Below are 18,502 nucleotides of genomic sequence, written 5' to 3'. Positions count from 1 at the left end.
ACTAAAGGACCAGTTGCGCCATTTCTGGCGAGGCCTGCTCCTGGATCTCTCGCTCCTCGGCAGCACGGCGTTGATTGAGGATGTCCTCGTTCCAGATTTCGAATCGCTGGCCCATGCCCATGAAGACCACGCGTTTTTCCAGCCCGGCCACCTGCCTGAGTGTGGCCGGCATAAGGATTCGGGAATTGGCGTCCAGTTCGAGCTGCGTGGCCGAACCCACCAGCCGACGTTGCAAGCTGCGATGGCTGGGATTGAAGGTGGACAGCCCCATCACTTCGTCGCGGATTCGCTCCCACTCAGGATGCGGGTACAACCACAGGCAGCCGGAATCGAAAGCGGAGTAGGTGAGCACCAGCCGATTGTCGCAATCTGCCTCGAGCGCCTCGCGGTAACGCGTCGGCACCGCCAGGCGGCCCTTGGCGTCCAGATTGATTGCGGTTTCACCAAAAAACACGGCTCGACACTCGCTTCCACTCCAATACCACTAAATCCCACAATTTCCCACTTCGCGCCACCATAGCCCTGGGGCGGCAGAGTGTCAAGCAGTTTCAGGGGGTTGGGGCCGGTCGGTGGTCGGTGGTCGGTGGTCGGTGGTCGGTGGTCGGTGGTCGGTGGTCGGTGGTCGGTGGTCGGTTGGCTGGTTGGCTGGTTGGCTGGTTGGCTGGTTGGCTGGTTGGCTGGTTGGCCAATGATCTCAGATGCCACCGAGAAACACGCGGTGAAGCCGCCCCGCGAAACCATCGGGTGCCGAACCAGCAAACAAGCGAACAAGCCAACCAGCCAACACCGGTTCACTATGCCGCGGCCGAGGCGGGCCGCTTCCGGCCTTGGAGATCAGTTCACGATGCGATAACAGGGCTGATAAGGCTTGTCGCCGGGGAGCTTCATGCGGTGCTGGTCGACGAAGCGCTTGAGCAGGTCGTCCAGGGCGCGAAGCACCGCCGGTTCACCCTTGATTTCGAACGGGCCGTGCTCGCGGATCGCGCGCAGGCCGTTGGGCTTTACGTTGCCGGTAACGATGCCCGAGAACATCCGGCGCAGGTTGGCCGCCATTTCGTGCACCGGAAGATCCGGCGAAATATCGAGAGCCGCCATGCTCTCGTGGGTGACTTCGAATGGCTCCTGAAAAGCCAGGTCGGTCTTCAGCATCCAGTTGAAGTAGAAGGCGTCGTTGGTGTCCACACGCCACTGCCGCACCCGCTGCATTCCCTCGGCCATGTGCCGGGCCACGGCCACCGGGTTGTCGATGATGATGTGATAGCGCTTGCGCGCAGCTTCTCCCAGGGTCAGCCCCACGAAGCGGTCGATTTCCTCAAAGTAATCGCGCGCCGATTCGGGGCCGGTAAAGACCAGCGGAAACGGCATGTCCTGGTTCTCGGGGTTGAGCAACACGCCGAGCAGGTAGAGGATTTCCTCCGCCGTCCCCACGCCCCCGGGAAAGACGATGATGCCGTGCCCCAGACGCACGAAGGCCTCCAGGCGCTTTTCGATGTCGGGCATGATGACCAGATCGTTGACGATCGGGTTGGGTGATTCGGCGGCGATGATGCCGGGCTCGGAAATACCGATATAGCGGCCGGGCAGCGTTCGCTGCTTGGCGTGGGCGATGGTCGCGCCCTTCATCGGTCCCTTCATGGCGCCCGGCCCGCAGCCGGTACAGATGTCCATGCCGCGCAGGCCCAGCTGGTAACCGGTTTCCTTGGTGTAGTCGTATTCCTCGCTGCTGATCGAGTGCCCGCCCCAGCACACGACCATCTGCGGGTCGAGTTCGGTATCGAGAAGCTTGGCGTTGCGCAGGCTCTCGAAGACGGTGTTGGTGATGCCGTCCGAACTGTCGAGATCGAAGTAGGGGCTCGGATGGATCTCGGTGTGGAAATAGACGATGTCGCGCACGACCGATGACAGCAACTCACGAATGCCGCGGATCATCTCACCGTCGACGAAGGCACAGCCCGGAGCGTTCTCGAGGTCGATTCGCATCCCGCGGTTGACCTGGTGCACTTCGATGCTGAAATCGGAGTAGGTCTCGAGCATTTGTTCGGCATCGTCGCCCTGCTCGCCGGAGGTCAACACGGCCAACGCGACCTGGCGGAGCAACTCGCCCACCTCTTCCGTGGCATCCGACAGCCGCGCGACTTCCGCACGTGATAGCACCTTGAGGCTGCGGGCCGGATAGACGCGAGTGGAAACCGTGTCCTTCATGCACTCACTCGTATGTTCTGCAGTCTTGTTCATCAGTTCTGTATTCATTTCCCAACCGGTCATTATGAACCCCAAATACAGAAACGGCCAGCACGCGGGCTGGCCGTTTCCTTCGAGTCCCCCGACCGAAGCCGGGCGCTCGAACCTTTCTAATCCGCGCGATCAGAAATCATAGCGCAGGGTCAGGCGGATTTCGTAGACCGAACGCTCACGATCGGTAAACGCAGTGGGGTCACCGTCAAAATCATTGTAACGGTAGACGCAGTCTCCGGCGCTCTGGCAGACCTGACGCGGCTGGTCGCCGGTCAGAGCATCAGCGCCGTCGATGCCGTTGGCGGCCACATCGGCGGCCGACACCAGGTCTGCTGCCACGACCGGCGCCTGACCGAAGAACGGTCCGTTCGTATAACGACCCCAATCATCGTTGATCAGGTTCAGGAAGTTCTCGATATCGAGGACGACCTTGAACCGGTTGTCGCCGACGAAACGATCCAGCCCCGGAATGCTCGGGATCTCCTGCTGGAAGCGCAGGTCCCAGATATTGTTCCAGTCGTTGGATACCGACGAGTAGGGGTCATGGATTTCACCGGTCGAGATGTTGTTGTCGCGAACGTACTGGGCAAACTCGTCAAAGTTGAAGCCTGAACCATAGACAACGCGTGGGTCGCCATTAAGATCCGGGATATAGAGCGGGCTGTTATCGAACGGATCTTCACCCAGACCGGCGCGGCCGAACAGAGCATTGTCGTCTGACACGTCAAACGAAGTGCTGAACACGTCGCCCTTGAATACGCGCCCGAACAAATCGACACGGGTAGCGTAGCTGCCGAAGAACGCTCGCTCGTAGCCAAGGTTGAGCTTGAAGGAGTGCTCGACCTGGAAAGGCGACGTACGCGGGTCCGGATTGTTTCTGTCGGCCGCGAAAATCGAACGCCAGTTGGAAATGCCCCGCGAGGAAGTACCCTCGGAAACGATTTCCGTGTCCTGGTAGGCATAGCTGAAGTTGAAATTGACGCCACTGTCGAAGTACTTGGCCAGACCCACCGAGATGACGCTGCTGTTGGCGCCGCTGCTGTTGGTCAGCTGAGTAAGGTTTGGAATACCCAGGTCTTCCAGGTCGGCGTAGATCGGGCGGCCGTCCGGAGCGGTGCCCAGGGGCAAGGCCGCATCGTTTTCATGGGCCAGATTCTTCCAGATGAAACCGTCACGCGCCTCGGTATACAGATACTGTGCGGTGAAGCGGTAATTGTCGCCCAGGTCGAGACCGCCGATTTGGAAATCGAAAGCCTGCTCGAAGCGCACCGAACCTTTCCAGTCCGACGGCGTGTCGAAGTCTTCGTCGATGTAGTCGATCGGCATGGCCGTGCCCTGCGCGACCTGGTCAATCAACTGCTGCGGCACCTGGGTGAAATCCACGCCCTGCACACCGCCGGCGAAGGCGCCGAAGGTGGGATTCTGGAAGGCATTGGACGTCCAGACCTTCGGATCGCCACCGGCGTAGAGGCCAAAGCCACCGCTGATGCTGGCGCGATCCCACGGGCGCCAGAAGAAGCCGATGCGCGGCATGATCAGATCGTTGCCGTCGATGTTGTTGCTGGTATCCACGCCGTACTCGTCGAACACGGCCTGGCTGAATTGCGGCGCATCGCTCTGATCAAAGCGCTCGTAGCGCACACCGTAGCTCAGCTCGAAGTCCGGCGTAACCGACCAGGTATCCTGCACGAAGAAGGCCCAGTGATCGTAGCCCCACTGAGCAGCGCCCTGCTGGGCGTCGTTCGAGGAAACGTTGCTGTAGAACACGTCGGCCGTGCCGTTGACCAGATCATCGTAGCTGCTGAACTGGAAGTCGCCGTTGGAGAACGGGATAAAGGCGTTGAACAGGTCGTACTGCTGGTACTCGGTACCGAAAGTGATCAGGTGATCGCCCATGAAGTACTCGCCGGAGGCGAAGACCTGCAGCCGCTCATCGTCGAAGGCGTTGGCGTGACGGAAGTTGTCACAACCGGCGATGAAGCTGTTGCCGTCTTCGGTGAGCAGGCCTTCAAGCGGGCTACCGGCAACACTGTCGAGGTCGAAAAAGTCGAGCGAGATCTGTCCGAACTGGGTACCTGCGCGGCAGTTCTGGCCACGAACCTTTTCGGTGTAGTTAACGCGCAGGTTGGTCGAGAAGTTGTAGGTCCAGTCCGAGAAAAGCTCGGCGGTGTAGGCCTCGATCGACAGCGGGATGTCGTACCAGGCCGATTCGAACTCATCGGCGCCGACGCTGGTGTCGTTTTCTTCCGACTTCTGATAGGTCAGCGAAAGCCGCTGGGTGCTGGTGATGTTCCAGTCCACCTTGGCCAGCGTGCGCTCTGAGATTTCCGGCACGTTGACGACCTGCGGGCGGCCGCCCGGATCGAAGCCGTAGGTGTCCTGGATGGCCTGACGGGCAACCTCAAAGAAGCCCGGATCAACGCCATTGAACTGGTCGGAGTTGGTGAAGTCCACCGGCGAAGCGTTTTCGTATTCATCGTAGGAAACGAAGAAGAACAGCTTGTCCTTGACGATCGGGCCGCCCAGGGTGAAGCCGTATTCCTCTTCCTCGAAATCGCCCGGATCGAAGGTGCCGCCGTCGAAATCCTCGCCGATCATGGAGTCATCCTGATAGGCGTAGTACAGCGAGCCATCGAACTCGTTGGTGCCCGACTTGGTGACCACGTTGACCAGGCCGCCGGTAAAGCCGCTGGATGTCACCGAGTAGTCGGAGGCAACCAGGGTGGCCGATTCCACGGCGTCGAGGTTGATCGGGGACCGGGTGGTGGCATACGTACCGTCGGACAGGCCGAAATCATCCTGCTGCAGCGAGCCGTCAATGGCGAAGGCGTTGAAACGCGGGTTCGTACCCGCGACCGACATGATGCCGACCTCCTCGCTCTGAACCAGCGGATCACGGGCCAGGGTGGAAATGACGTCACGATCGGCCGACGGCTGATTCTGGATGTCGCGCGCACTGAAGGTCGAACCGACACCGTTGTTCAGCGCCGTCGCCTCGGAAATCGCGGTACCGACGACCTGGAGTCGATCCAGATCGCGACCGGTCTCGCTCAGGGTGAAAACGAGCGGATCCTGCGAGCCCGGCTCGAGGAAGATATCCCCTTCCTGCTCACCCTCGTAGCCCTCGGCCTGAACCGTGATCTGGTACGGACCACCGACGCGGAGACCGCTGCGGAAGAAGCCGCCCGTTTCGCCGGTTTCGGCCTCGGAGACCGTGCCGGAAGGCAGGTGAAGAATCTGGACAGTGGCGCCGGAAACGGCGTTGCCGCCCTCGCTGACCACACGACCACGAATATCGGCAGACGTGCTCTGGGCGACGGCGTCGATTGCCGGCAAACTGACGAGCGCCAGCATACCGAGCACCATGAACGCCGACCAGACGCGCGAAAGTCGCGAAAAGCCTACAAATTTCATGAAGTTACTCCATTGGGTGACATTTTGGATCCGATACACTTCAAGGCACGGCCCGCAGCTCGTTACCTCGGCGACGAGTGCGACCAATTCTAGAAACCCTCGGTGACAGCGGGATTACAGTATTTTAACTTTCCGACCACATCGCGACAACTATCAGAACAAACTTTCGCTCGGCCGGACGCAGCGATCCCTCATCACCAACTGTTGCATTCCCCGTTCTCGCGACCCGACCGACTGAATTCACCCTCCGAAGAGTGGCTGTCGCGGGCCCGAAAACAGAGTCAACTATACGCCCAATGCCGCCTCGATTCGAGGGTCTGACCCGCGCGAGAAAAATGCCGCCAGCAGGCTTGCCCCACGGGGGCAGTTGCACTAGAATGGCCGGCTTCCGTCGGGGTGTAGCTCAGCTTGGTAGAGCACTGTCTTCGGGAGGCAGGAGTCGCTGGTTCGAATCCAGTCACCCCGACCACCGCTTCTTCTCCCCATCTTCCCTGCCGCGCCGAGCCTTTACAATGAGGGCCGGATTGCAATGAGGGAACCATCCATGACCCTGCTGATTCTCGGCCTGGTGCTGTTTCTGGGCACGCACTCGATCAGTATCATTTCCTGGCGCTGGCGCGACTCGATGGTTGCGAAGATGGGCGAGATGCCGTTCAAGGGTGTCTACGGCCTTTTGGCCATCGTCGGGCTGGTGCTTATCGTCATCGGCTACGGCCAGGCGCGGATGGATCCGACCTGGCTTTACCAGCCGCCGGCCTTCCTGCGCCATGTGAACATGCTGCTGATGCTGTTCGTGTTCCCGGCCCTGCTGGCGGCGTATTTTCCCGGCCGCATCCAGCAGGCACTGGGGCACCCGATGCTGGTGGCGGTCAAGGCCTGGGCGCTGGCCCATCTGCTGGTCAACGGCACCCTGGCCGACGTGTTGCTGTTCGGCGGCTTCCTCGTCTGGGCGGTGGCCGACCGGATTTCGCTCAAGCGCCGGCCCAAGCGTGACATTCCGCAGCTGCCGGCCTCGCGCGCCAACGACATCATCGTGGTCGTGGGCGGGCTGGCGCTCTACGTCGCCTTCGCCTTCTGGCTGCATCCGATCCTGTTCGGCGTCCCCGTCATCAGCTAGCGGACCGGCCGATGAGCGACTCGGTCGAATCGGCACCCCAACGACGAGAACCCGCCGAACTGCTGCGCCGGGTGGCGCTTGTCGTCCTGCTCGGCGCGCTCGCCGGCATGGTCTCGGCGGTGCTGGCCAACGGCTTTGTCGCCGCCATCGGCTGGCTCAACGACCTGCTGCTGATATCGCCGCGCAGCCGGATGATGGAAGAAGACGCCTGGCTGGTCACGCTGGCGATCATCATCGTTCCCACCGCCGGCGGACTCGTCGGCGGCATCCTGCATCGCTTCATTCCGGACCGGCGACCGCACTCGCCCGCCGACTTGATCGCCGCCGTCCAGACCCGCAAGGGTCGCCTGCCCCTGCGCACCGGCCTGCTCACGGGCGTATCCAGCCTGGTTTCCCTGGGCTCGGGGGCGTCGGTGGGCCAGTACGGGCCACTGGTTCACGTCGGCGGCAGCGTCGGTTCCGGACTGGCGCGGCTGTTTCGCGCCGATGTGAGCAGCGACAATATCGCGATTGCCTGCGGCGTGGCCGCGGCCATCTCCACGGTCTTCCACGCGCCGATTGCCGGCATCCTGTTCGCACACGAGGTTGTATTGCGCCACTTCGCCCTGCGCGCCTTCGCGCCGGTGGCCGTGGCCTCGGTGCTCGGGCACGTGACCGCCCAGTTGATCTGGCCGCAGCCGCCGCTGTTCCAGGTGGCCGAGGCGGAAGTCGCCCATCTCTGGGAATTCGGACTGTTCATCATCCTGGGCATCGCCAGCGCCGGCGTGGCGGTCGCCTACATGTCGGCGCTGCTGCGCATGGCCCGCATCGCCAGGCGCATGAAGGTGCCGGCCGTGCTACGCCCGGCGCTGGCCGGCCTGGGGCTGGGCCTGACCGCGCTGTGGGTGCCGGATATTCTCGGCATGGGTTCGGAGACGCTGCGCCTGGCCTTCATCGAGGGCGCGTTCACCCAGTGGGAGCTGCTGCTGGTGATGACGCTCAAGCTGCTGGCCACCGCCTGGTGCCTGGGGATGGGCTTTGCCGGCGGCGTGTTCAGCCCGGCGCTGGTTATCGGCAGCCTGTTCGGCGCACTGTTCGGCAGCGTAGTCGCCACGGTCTTCAGCCTGGATCTGTCGGCACTGGTGGTCTACGCCGTCTGCGGCATGGTGGCGGTGACCGCGCCGGTCATCGGTGCGCCGCTGACGACGGTCATCATCGTCTTCGAAATGACCGCCAGCTATCCGCTGACGATTGCCGCGCTGGCCAGCGTGGCCCTGGCCAACCTGGTGGCCTCGAGATTCTTCGGGCGCTCCTTGTTCGACCGGCAATTAACCGAGCGCGGCCACGATCTCTCCGGCGGCCGCAGCCGCGCCATCCTGCGCACGCACACGCTTGCCGAGCTGATTTCGGACGACTATGTCACGGTCCGGCCGGACGCCCGGGCGGGTGAAGCGCGCGAGGCGATCGTCAAGGCCGGCTCGGCCGAAGCCTACCTGGTCGACGCCCGCGGTTACTACGTGGGCACCGTCCACCTCCACGAGCTGGTCGCCGCCGATGATGACGAGCCGGCTCAGCGATGGTGCGACAGCAATGCGCTGAGCATGCGCGAAGACGAAACGGTCTGGGATGCGATGAACGCGATGCGCCACTTCGTCGGTGAGGGGGTCGCGGTCCTCGACAAGGACGGGCGCCTGGCGGGTACCGTATTCGAGTCGGAACTGATCAACGCCTACCTGGAATTGCTCGAACGGATGCGCAAGGAGGAACATGCCACGGCCTGACCGGACTTTGATTTGCGCGCTTCTGGCCGGCCTGACCGCCGCACCGCTCGCGGCCGAGGAGGAGCCGCTGGTGATCGCGACCTGGGGCGGTGCCTACGAGCGCGTACAGCGTGAGGTGCTGTTCGAGCCGTTCGAAGCCGAGACCGGAGTGCCCGTCGAAACGATGCCCTACAACGGCGGCACCGGCATTCTCGAACAGGCACCGGACCTGGTGGACATGGCCATAAGCGAATCCCTGGCCGCCTGCGCGGACGATCGCCTGGCGTCGATCGACGATCTCGAACTGCCGCCGGGCAGCGACGGGACCCCCGCCCGGGAAGACTTCATCGGCGGCGCCCGCCACCGCTGCGCCATCACCCATACCGTCTACGCCACCGTCATCGCCTACGACAACCGGGCGTTTTCCGGCCAGCGTCCCAGCCGGGTGGCCGATCTGTTCGATACCGAGACCTTCCCGGGCAAGCGCGCGCTGCGCAAGACGCCGGCCGACAACATGGAATGGGCGCTGTTGGCCAGCGGCGTGCCGCGCCAAGAGCTCTACAACCTGCTGTCGACCCCGCGCGGCCTGGACCTGGCCTTCCGGCGCCTGGACGACATTCGAGATTCCATCACCTGGTGGGAGGCCGGCGACGAGCCGGTTCGACTTCTAGAGTCCGGCGAGGCGGTCATGGCCTCCGGCTACAACGGTCGCTTCTTCAACGCCCAACTCGATCCCGGCAGCAGCATCGAGATCATCTGGGACGGCCAGGTGCAGGAATTCCAGACCTGGGTGATTCCGGCCGATGCCGGCCGGCCCGAGGCCGCGCGCGCATTCATTCGCTTTGCCACGCAAACCGAGCCGCTGGTCGAACTGGCCGAACGACTCGCCTACGGGCCGGCGCGGCACTCGGCCGAGGCCCAGATCCGGCGCCACCCCGAAACCGGCATCGACATGCGCCCGCATATCCCCACCCACGCCTACAACAGCGCGAACGCGGTGGCCAAGGACATCGTCTGGTACGCCCATACCCTTGACCGCATCCGCGAACGATTCCGCCGCTGGCTGGACACAGACGCTCAATAGTCGAAGCGAACACCCGCGTAGAGCCATCGCCCCGGCAGCGGCGCGAACCCGGCCTCCACCAGGCGCTTGTCGAGCAGATTATTGCCCTCGGCGAACAGTTCGACGTTCGATACCCGCCATCCCAGGCGCAGGTCGACCAGCGTGCCGGACTCGCCCGTGCTCCGATCCTGGTAACGGGCGCGTGTCGTCAGGCGTACGGACTCACCCAACCGCCAGACCGCGCCGCCGGTCACGCCCCGCTCGGGGTAGTCGAGCGCGTACTTGATCTCCAGGCCACGCGCGTCCAGCTCGGTGTCGAGCACGGTTGCGGCCAGGTCCACGCGTTCGAGCCAGCGCTGCTCGGGAAACCAGCGCCACTCGATTTCGCCGCCGCGGCTGCGGTGACCGTCGAACTGTCCGGCTTGCCACTGGACGTCACCCGGTGTGCGCGCCCAGTCGATGAGCGTATCGGTGCGGCGCTCGAACAACGCCAGGTTGATCCGGTGTGCACGGAAGCGAAAACGCAGGCCCGCCTCGGCGTAGTCGGAGCGCTCGGGTTCCAGTTCCGGGTTGCCCAGGTTGCCGCCAGTCTGCAGGAACAACTCGGTGTAGGACGGCACGCGCGCCGAGCGCGCCCATGACGCGAAGGCCGTCCAGCGTTCATTGATTTTGTGTCGAACGGCGAGCGTCGGCAGGCCATAGCGCCCGTAATCGCTGTAGTCGACCAGCGAAACACCGGCCTCGACGGCCGTGCGCTCGCCCAGCGGCTGGCGGTGCACCAGCCAGGCCTGGGTCTCGTCGCGATCGTGACGATCGAGCGCATTGGAGTCGATACGCTGGCGCGAATGCGAAGCGCCGAGCGCGCTCACGCCGCCGCCCCAGTTGCGCCGGCCTGACACTCGCAGGCCCTGCACCCGGGTGGCATGGCGATTGATGAATGCATTGCCGGCCACCAGCGTGCGGAACCAGTCGTCGTGCTCACGCCACCACAACTGCGGCGTCAGCGCCCAGTCGCCCGCGCTGGTGTCGGCGGCCAGCCAAGCCGTTCGCGTCTGCGTGCGCTCGCGCTGGTCGGGAAAGTCGGCCGTGTAGAACTTCCAGGCGCCGAAGTCGCGGTTTTCCGCGCCGAGGCCCCATCTCAGGCCGGCCGTGTCCAGATTTACCCCGCCGGTGTAGAGCCCGCGGGTCAGATCGGCGTCGGCGCGCTTCTCCGGCAAGTGACCGTCGGTTCGCAGGTGGTCGAAGCTCAGGCGATGATCGCTCGACCCCACTGCAGCGGCGCCGGAAAAGCTGCCTGATCGGGTGTCGTGGCTGCCCAGGCGCGCCTGTGCGGTCAGCGTAGTTTCGTCACTACGACGGGTCACGATATTGATCACCCCACCGGTGGCATTGCCACCGTAGGCCATCGCACCGGGGCCCTTGACCACCTCGATGCGCTCGATGTGCTCGATCGGCACGGGCAGATTGAGGTTGTGGTGACCCGTCTGCGGATCGCCCATGGGCATGCCGTCGAGCAGGATCACGGTCTGCTCGAAGCCGGTGCCGCGAATGCCGACATCGGCCTGCACGCCCGGTTCGCCGCGGCGCTGGACATCCACGCCGGCCACGCCGGCAAGCAGGTCCGCCAGGGTCGCGGCCGGCCAGGTCTCGATCCGGTCGCGGCCGATGACGGTCACCGACTGGAAGCTCTCGGCCAGGCTACGCCCCGCGGGGCTGGCGCTCACCGTAACCGGGTCGAACACCGCGGTGGCATCCGGCTGCGCCCGCACCGGGAAGACCGCGGCACCGAGAAACAGAACCAGAATGAGCCAATATCGGGCGGTAATGGACACGCTTTTCAACTCCTTGCATCGAGGAAAAGCGCGACAGTCTACCGTAAATAGACTCTAAAAGTTTACAGCCTCAGAATCGGCCTCGCAGGCCGAATCCAACATTGCGCCCCGGCAGCGGCGCGAAGTTCTTCAGGAAGGACGTGTGCACGCGCGCTTCCTCGTCGAGCAGGTTGGACAGCTTGGCGAAAGCTTCGAGCTCGGCAGTACCGAGCGGGAAAAAGTAGCTGACGTTGAGGTCGAGCATGTCGTAGCCGTCGGTCTGCGTCTCGTTGGGAGCCAGTTCATCGGCGTCGGTGACGTGCTGGTATTCCAGGCTGCCGCGCAGGTCGCCGCGATGCCAGTCCACGCCGGCGGTATAGCGCGCCGGGGAAATACGCGGCAGGTTCTCGCCCGAGTCCAGTTCGGCGCGCACCCAGTCGTAGCCGGCGCGCAGGTCGAAGTGACCGGCGGCCGTGCGCGGCAGGTGCCACACCGCCTGCAGTTCCCCGCCGTAGAAGGTTGCGTCCTGCTGCCGGGTCTGGCGCAGCGGCAGGCCATCGAGCTCCTCGCCGGTCTCGTCCAGATAGATGAAGTCGTCGATTGCGTTGTAGAACAGGCTCGCTTCCACGTCGAAATCGTCGCCGTGACGGTGAACGATGAAGTCCAGTCCGTTGGTGACTTCCTCATCCAGGTCGCTCGCACCGCGCTCGAAGGTGAAGGTGGCCGCGTGCGGGCCGTTGGCGAACAGGTCGCCCTGCGACGGCGCGCGCTCGGCGTAGGAGTAGTTCAACGAAGTCTGCCAGCGCTCGTCGATGCGCCACAACGCACCGGCGCTTCCCGATACGGTCGTGAAACTACGCCGCAAGGGCCCCTCATCCTCGTGCTCTTCCTCGTGCTCGTGGCCCTCATCATGCGCCAGCAATTCGTCGACCTCGATCTCGTTGCGCTCCACGCGCGCGCCCAGCGTCCAGGTCAGGGGGCCGGTTTGCTTTTCCTCGAGCGCGAACAAGGCCCAGGAACGCGTATCACCGTCGGGTATGTAGGCTTCCTCGCCGATGGCCGAAAGGGTCTTGTTCTCGAACTGGAAACCCAGCGCGCCGCGCCAACCGGCAAGCGGCTGGTGCTCCATTTCAAGCCGGGCGTTCCAGGCCTCGACGTCGAAGATCGTGTGAGCATCTTCAGGGCCATGCTCATCGCCCTCTTCATGCTCGTCACCCTCTTCTTCATGTCCACCGCCGACATCGCGTTCGGCGTGCGTGTAGTCGCTGTAGCTGGTGCGAAGGGTCGCGCGGGTAAAGCCCGGCAGGGGATCGTTGAGCGCGCCCTTGGCGTCCCAGCGCGTCTGCTCGAGATCGATGAAGACATCCTCCCCTTCTTCGCCGTGTTCGTCCTCCTCGTGATCGTCTTCGGAAAGGCGCGCGTAACGGAAAGCGTCGAGACCGTGCTCACCGTGTTCGTCTTCATCTTCGTGCGCATGCGGCGCAGGGATACCGTAATCGGTCTCGAACTGCTTGATCGAGACGCCGAAGAAGCCGCGCTCACCGATCCAGCTCAGGCCAGCCGAACCGGACTTTGACTCAACGAAACTGTTGGGCAGGACACCGAAGGCTTCGTCCTCTTCATGACCTTGCTCCTCCTCATCGTGTTCCTCTTCGGGCTCGGCCTCGGCCAGGCCGGGAATCTCGTAGTCCCCGGCATCGCGCCAGGTGCCCGAGATGTTCCAGGCCCAGTTACCGCTGCCGCCGTCGAGTCGCAGCACGCCGGTGCGCTCATCGGCCACCGTGTTGCCTCGCAGTTCGAAGCGACCCTCCAGCGACTCGGCCGGGACACGCTCGGGAATGCGTCCATCGATCACATTGACCACCCCACCGATGGCTCCCGAGCCGAACAGCAGGGTCGACGGGCCACGCAGAATCTCGACGCGGTCGATCAGCATCGGCTCCACGCTGACGGCGTGGTCGTCCGACTGCGCCGAGACGTCGACGGCGGGCAGGCTGTCCTCGAGCACCTGCACGCGGCCGGCGCCCAGCCCGCGGATCACCGGCCGGCCGGCACCGGGACCATAGCTGGTCGAGTGCACGCCCGGCTGCTTCATCAGCGTCTCGCCCAGGGTCAGGCCGCGCCGGTCGTCGAGTTCCTCGCCGAACAGCACGTCGATCGGCTGGGCGGAATCCAGCTTGCTGCGTGCGATCGGCAGGGCGCTGACCACGACCCGCTCCAGTTCCGTATGTTCGGTGTGCGAATCGCCATCTTGTTCGGTTTCGGCATCCTGCGCCATAACAATCAGTGGCAACAGGCCGGTCAGCAGAAGTGTCGATCGAAGCATCAAGGTCTCCATCCGGTCTATAAATGTAATGTTATATCAATTCATTATTGCCGGGAATTCCTCAGTGGTCAAGACGTCCGATTGGCAGGAAGCGTCTAGAATGCTCATCGAACCCGGCTCAAAGATCCGTAATAGTGAACCGAATCGAAATCAGACGCCCCGACGACTGGCACCTGCACCTGCGAGACGGCGACATGCTTGCTGCCGTGGTCCCGGCCACCGCCCACGTTTTTGGCCGCGCCATCGTCATGCCCAACCTCAAGCCGCCGGTGCGAACCGTTGCCGACGCACACGCCTATCGCGACCGCATACTGGCGGCGCTGCCGAAGGGCAGCCGCTTCGAACCGCTGATGACGCTGTACCTGACCGAAACCACCACGACCGACGATATTCGACAGGCGGCCGAAAGCGATTTCGTGCACGCGGTCAAGTACTACCCGGCCGGTGCGACCACCAACTCAGATTCGGGAGTGCGCGACCTCGAGCACGTCTACCCGGTGATCGAGGCGATGGAGAAACACGGCCTGCCGCTGCTGATGCACGGCGAAGTCACCGACGGCGACATCGACGTCTTCGACCGCGAGGCGGTGTTCATCGAACGCCACCTGGAAAAGCTGAGAGCGCGCTTTCCCGCGCTGAAGATGGTGCTCGAGCACGCCACCACAAGCGACGCAATCGACTACGTGAAATCGGCGCCCGGCCCGATCGCGGCGACCATTACCGTCCACCATCTGATGTTCAATCGTAATGCCCTGTTCGACGGCGGCCTGCGCCCGCACCATTACTGCCTGCCGCTGATCAAGCGCGAGCGCCACCGCCGGGCCCTGGTCGCCGCCGCCACCAGTGGCAGCGAACGCTTCTTCCTGGGAACGGACAGCGCCCCGCACCCGAAGCACGCCAAGGAGTCCGACTGCGGCTGCGCCGGCGTCTATTCGGCGCCGGCGGCGATCGAACTCTATACGAAAGTTTTCGAAGCCGCCGATGCACTGGACAAGCTCGAAGGCTTTGCCAGCCTGCACGGCCCTGCCTTCTACGGCCTGGAGCCCAACGCCGATTGCATCGTCCTCGAACGCTCGGACCGGTGCATTCCCGAACGAGTTCGCTGCGGCAAAGACATCGTCGTCCCTCTGTTCGCCGGACAGGCGCCAGGCTGGCAGTTGTTCGAGGGTGCCAGCCCCCCCGGGTGACTGAACCCCGGCGGCAATGTGGCGTCCCAGCTCCCACGATGCCCGAAACCACCCCTCACCTGCTGTCCACACGCCTGCGGCGCATCCGGCGCCGGCTCGGCCGCCGCCTAGGCACACGCTCGGTGCTTACACTGCAGTTGGCCGGCTTCGCGCTGGTGGCGCTGCCGCTGCTTATCGCACTGATCATCGCCGGCGGGCAGATCGACCGCGTCACACGCGAGGGCGAACAACTGCTCGACCGCAGCCTGTCGGTCACGCGCTCAGCGCGACAGATCGGTGAGCGCGTGACGGCCTTCGAGCGCGCCGCGCGTCAGTACCGCGTGCTGCGCGACCGCGAGGCACGCAGCAGCCTGCTGGGGCGCCACCGCACCCTGACCGAGGATCTTGAAAACTTCATGATTCTCACCGCCACGGAACCACTCGTTCGCCATGCCGATGCGCTCCGGGAGCGAAGTCAGGTCCTGTTAGACCGGACTCTGGATGCACAAACCGACGAAGACTGGCCACGGCACCTGGCCGACGACTTCGGACGCCTCAACGAACGCGCCAGCACCCTGCTTCTCGACAGCGAAGCGGCCGCCGGCGAGGGGCTCGAACGGCTCGAGCAAATGGGCGAGTCGGCTCGCAATTTCTCTTTCCTGAGTCTCGGCCTGACCGTTCCGCTGGCCATCGCTCTGGCGCTGTTGATGGCGAGTTTTCTGAACCGGCGTGTACGCCGGCTCGACCAGGGCATGCGGGCCCTGGCGCGGCCGGAGCAGGCGCGCATCGAGCAAATCACCAGCCCGCGCGACTTGCGCGCGCTGTCGATCCGCATGGAGTGGGTGCGCCGTCGCCTGACGCGAACCGAACGCGACCGGCGCCGCCTCGTCGGTCAGGTTTCGCACGAACTCAAGACACCATTGAGCGCCATCCGCGAGGGCGCCAGTCTGCTGTCCGACCAGAGCTTCGGCGCGCTCGGCAGTCAGCAGCATGAGGTCATCGGCATCATCCAGTCCAACATCGAACGGCTGCAGGAACAGATCGAGAACCTGCTGCGCTTCAATCGCCTGCAAAGCGGGACGCAACCGCACCTCCATCGGAAAGTGCGGCTCGATGAACTGGCCGGCCGCGTACTCGCCAACCACCGGCTGGCCATGGAGGCGCGCAACATGCAGGTCGAACTAGACGCTTCCGGGCCGGTGACCGTCGAGGGCGACCCGGACATGCTTGCCACAGCCCTCGACAACCTCGTATCCAACGCCCTGAAGTTCTCGCATGACGGTGGCACAATCGGCGTCGATATCCATAACGGTGACGACCATGCCATCATCCGGGTCGCCGACCGGGGCCCCGGGATCCAGGCTCGCGATCACGATCAGCTTTTCGAGCCCTTCTACCGGGGCGACAGCAGACACACGCGCACCCGCCCCGGCAGCGGGCTGGGCCTGGCGATCTGCCGGGACCTGGTGCGTGCCCACCGCGGCGATGTCGCCCTGGTCGGTCAGCCCGGCTGGTCCACCGTCTTCGAAATCCGTATTCCATTGAAGCAACCACGAGACTCGAACCCATGAGCGTTTCCGTTCCGCGACTTGTCGCCGTAATCATCCTTGCGGGTATCGCGCTTTCCGCCGGCGCCCGACCGGACGGAGAGGGAAATGACGACGCGATCACCCCCACCGATATCGTGGTACGCGTAGACCGCGCGCTGCGTATCGATGACACCAACGCGCATACCTGGTACGCCGGCCTGACGCATATCGAAGACTGGACCGCCCGACTCGAGCGCTCACTGCTGGAAATACTCGGCCCGGCCGAAATCCGCAATGCCGACCGCGCCCTCGAGGGCCTCGAGCAGCTGGCGCAGGACACGCCGACCGACCGCCGCCTTGAGCAAGGGACCAGCACGACCCTCAAAGTCATCACCGAGCTGCTGGCCCGGCAGATCGACAGTAATCGCGACCGGCAACGACTGTCACGAGCGCTGGATACCGAGCGCGAAGCACACCTTCGCACGCTCGAGAAACTGGCCGCACTGCGCGAGATCGATGAAGAGCTCGAGGAGCGTGATCGGGAGCCGGACAGCGAGGAGCGCTAGCCATGGCTGAAGCCGCCCCGACGGGACACGACTCGAGCGACAATGCGCCGCGCATTCTGTTGGTCGATGACGACCCGGGATTGCTAAGGCTGATCTCCCTGCGCCTGAGTTCCAACGGTTACCGCGTCGATACAGCCGCCAGCGGCGAAGACGCGCTAGGCCGGGCAGCGAGCCACACGCCCGACGTAGTCGTCACCGACCTGCGGATGGAGGGCATGGACGGCATGGCGCTGTTTCGCCAACTACGCGAGAGCGATCCAACCCTGCCCGTGATCATCCTGACCGCCCACGGCACCATTCCCGATGCCGTCACCGCCACAAGCGAGGGCGCATTCGGCTTTCTGACCAAGCCTTTCGACAGCCAGGAACTGCTCGAGACCATCGCCGAGGCCATCGACACCCGCTCCGGCCAGCCGCGGGCACCGGGCAGGCAGGATCACGGCATCATCACCCGCAGCCAGGCCATGGAGCGTCTGCTGTCGGAAATCGAACTGATCGCCGAAAGCGACGCCAGCGTTCTCATCCACGGCGAGAGCGGCTCGGGCAAGGAGATTATCGCCCGCGCCATTCACAATGCCGGGCCGCGCCGCGATGGACCTTTTGTGGCCATCAACTGCGCCGCCGTCCCGGCGGAGCTACTTGAATCGGAACTGTTCGGTTACCGCAAGGGCGCGTTCACCGGCGCCGACCGCGATCACGACGGACTGTTCGTCCAGGCTGCCGGCGGAACGCTGCTGCTCGACGAGATCGGCGACATGCCGCCGGCCTTCCAGGCCAAGCTGCTGCGCGCCCTGCAGGAAGAACGCATCCGCCCGGTCGGTGCAACCGAGGAAATCGAGACCGACGTGCACGTCATCTCCGCCACCCACCGGGACCTGGAACAGGCCATTCGCGACGAACGGTTTCGCGAGGACCTCTATTATCGGCTCAACGTCGTTCAGCTCGACATTCCAGCGCTGCGCGAACGACCTGAAGACATCGTGCCCCTGGCCGAGCACTTCCTTGCTGACATCCAGGCCGACAAGCCGGAGGGCGAGCAAATCCGCGGCTTCTCGCGTGAAGCCCTGCGTGTGCTGCTTGGCCATGACTGGCCGGGCAATGTTCGCCAACTTCGCAATGTCGTCGAGCAGGCCTGCGTACTGTCGCGCCGCGGGCCCGTTCCCGCTGATCTGGTACGGCGCGCCCTGCGTCGGGAATCCGGGGGGATCAAGCCACTGGCCGAGGCCCGCGACAGCTTTGAGCGCGACTATCTCTCTCGCATCATGCGCATGAGCCAGGGCAATGTCAGTGAAGCCGCACGCCTGGCCGGTCGTAACCGCACTGAGTTCTATCGCCTGCTCAAGCGCCACCGGCTCGACCCGTCCGACTTCAAGCCCTGAACCCGCCTGTCGCCAATCGGCGACACTCGCGATCGGCGCACTCGCAGGGTTCGTAGCACGATGCCCCACCGACCTGTCGCCTGAAGGCAACAACTTTATCCGCCGTCTGCCCTGCCAGAAATCGTACACCCCTGATTAACCAGTATTTTTCCGATTT

The 18,502-nt window shown here is 64.1% G+C and carries 12 protein-coding genes and 1 tRNA gene; 8 read left to right on the top strand and 5 right to left on the bottom strand.

Annotation, left to right across the window (positions count from 1 at the left end):
• Position 1: 1 nt before the first annotated feature.
• From mraZ to ACDC66_RS13725, 3 genes are all read right to left on the bottom strand, one after another.
• Complete coding sequence (mraZ, locus tag ACDC66_RS13735; RefSeq protein ID WP_376697301.1) at positions 2 to 454, bottom strand: division/cell wall cluster transcriptional repressor MraZ; 453 nt, start codon at positions 452 to 454, stop codon at positions 2 to 4.
• Between the two features lie 380 nt (positions 455 to 834).
• On the bottom strand, positions 835 to 2,202 hold the full coding sequence (gene ppnN, locus ACDC66_RS13730) for a nucleotide 5'-monophosphate nucleosidase PpnN (protein WP_376697300.1): 1,368 nt from the start codon (positions 2,200 to 2,202) through the stop codon (positions 835 to 837).
• 162 nt (positions 2,203 to 2,364) lie between these two features.
• Positions 2,365 to 5,649 carry a TonB-dependent receptor gene (locus ACDC66_RS13725; RefSeq protein WP_376697299.1) on the bottom strand — a complete coding sequence of 1,095 codons (3,285 nt, stop codon included), beginning with the start codon at positions 5,647 to 5,649 and terminating at the stop codon, positions 2,365 to 2,367.
• A gap of 392 nt (positions 5,650 to 6,041) precedes the next feature.
• On the opposite strand from ACDC66_RS13725, the gene ACDC66_RS13720 reads away from it, so the two are divergent.
• The 4 genes from ACDC66_RS13720 to ACDC66_RS13705 all read left to right on the top strand — a co-directional run bounded on the left by ACDC66_RS13720 (position 6,042) and on the right by ACDC66_RS13705 (position 9,589).
• Positions 6,042 to 6,118 (top strand) — tRNA-Pro (locus ACDC66_RS13720).
• A gap of 60 nt (positions 6,119 to 6,178) precedes the next feature.
• Positions 6,179 to 6,766 carry an NnrU family protein gene (locus ACDC66_RS13715; RefSeq protein WP_376697298.1) on the top strand — a complete coding sequence of 196 codons (588 nt, stop codon included), beginning with the start codon at positions 6,179 to 6,181 and terminating at the stop codon, positions 6,764 to 6,766.
• 11 nt (positions 6,767 to 6,777) lie between these two features.
• Positions 6,778 to 8,526, top strand: a complete 1,749-nt coding sequence (locus ACDC66_RS13710) for a chloride channel protein (protein ID WP_376697297.1) — start codon at positions 6,778 to 6,780, stop codon at positions 8,524 to 8,526.
• Complete coding sequence (locus tag ACDC66_RS13705; RefSeq protein ID WP_376697296.1) at positions 8,513 to 9,589, top strand: ABC transporter substrate-binding protein; 1,077 nt, start codon at positions 8,513 to 8,515, stop codon at positions 9,587 to 9,589. The genes ACDC66_RS13710 and ACDC66_RS13705 overlap by 14 nt, the downstream gene beginning before the upstream one ends.
• Here ACDC66_RS13705 and ACDC66_RS13700 read toward each other — a convergent pair.
• Together ACDC66_RS13700 and ACDC66_RS13695 are read right to left on the bottom strand one after the other, a co-directional pair.
• Entirely contained in the window at positions 9,583 to 11,400 is a 1,818-nt protein-coding gene (locus tag ACDC66_RS13700; protein WP_376697295.1) for a TonB-dependent receptor plug domain-containing protein, read from the bottom strand. The two genes, ACDC66_RS13705 and ACDC66_RS13700, sit on opposite strands and share 7 nt — an antisense overlap.
• Before the next feature lie 70 nt (positions 11,401 to 11,470).
• A complete protein-coding gene (locus ACDC66_RS13695) occupies positions 11,471 to 13,705 on the bottom strand; it encodes a TonB-dependent receptor (protein WP_376697294.1) in 2,235 nt (744 codons plus the stop codon).
• Positions 13,706 to 13,839: 134 nt separating this feature from the next.
• On the opposite strand from ACDC66_RS13695, the gene pyrC reads away from it, so the two are divergent.
• The 4 genes from pyrC to ACDC66_RS13675 are packed head-to-tail and all read left to right on the top strand — an operon-like array spanning position 13,840 to position 18,345.
• Positions 13,840 to 14,892: a dihydroorotase gene (gene pyrC, locus ACDC66_RS13690; protein ID WP_376697293.1), complete on the top strand. Its 1,053-nt coding sequence runs from the start codon at positions 13,840 to 13,842 to the stop codon at positions 14,890 to 14,892.
• Between the two features lie 38 nt (positions 14,893 to 14,930).
• On the top strand, positions 14,931 to 16,442 hold the full coding sequence (locus tag ACDC66_RS13685; RefSeq protein WP_376697292.1) for a sensor histidine kinase: 1,512 nt from the start codon (positions 14,931 to 14,933) through the stop codon (positions 16,440 to 16,442).
• A complete protein-coding gene (locus ACDC66_RS13680; RefSeq protein ID WP_376697291.1) occupies positions 16,439 to 16,966 on the top strand; it encodes a hypothetical protein in 528 nt (175 codons plus the stop codon). The genes ACDC66_RS13685 and ACDC66_RS13680 overlap by 4 nt, the downstream gene beginning before the upstream one ends.
• Positions 16,967 to 16,968: 2 nt before the next feature.
• A complete protein-coding gene (locus ACDC66_RS13675; protein WP_376697290.1) occupies positions 16,969 to 18,345 on the top strand; it encodes a sigma-54-dependent transcriptional regulator in 1,377 nt (458 codons plus the stop codon).
• Positions 18,346 to 18,502 lie beyond the last annotated feature (157 nt).

It is taken from the genome of Wenzhouxiangella psychrophila (genome assembly GCF_042310375.1).
Taxonomy (GTDB): Bacteria; Pseudomonadota; Gammaproteobacteria; order Xanthomonadales; family Wenzhouxiangellaceae; genus Wenzhouxiangella.
This window is presented reverse-complemented; position numbering and strand designations above follow the sequence as displayed.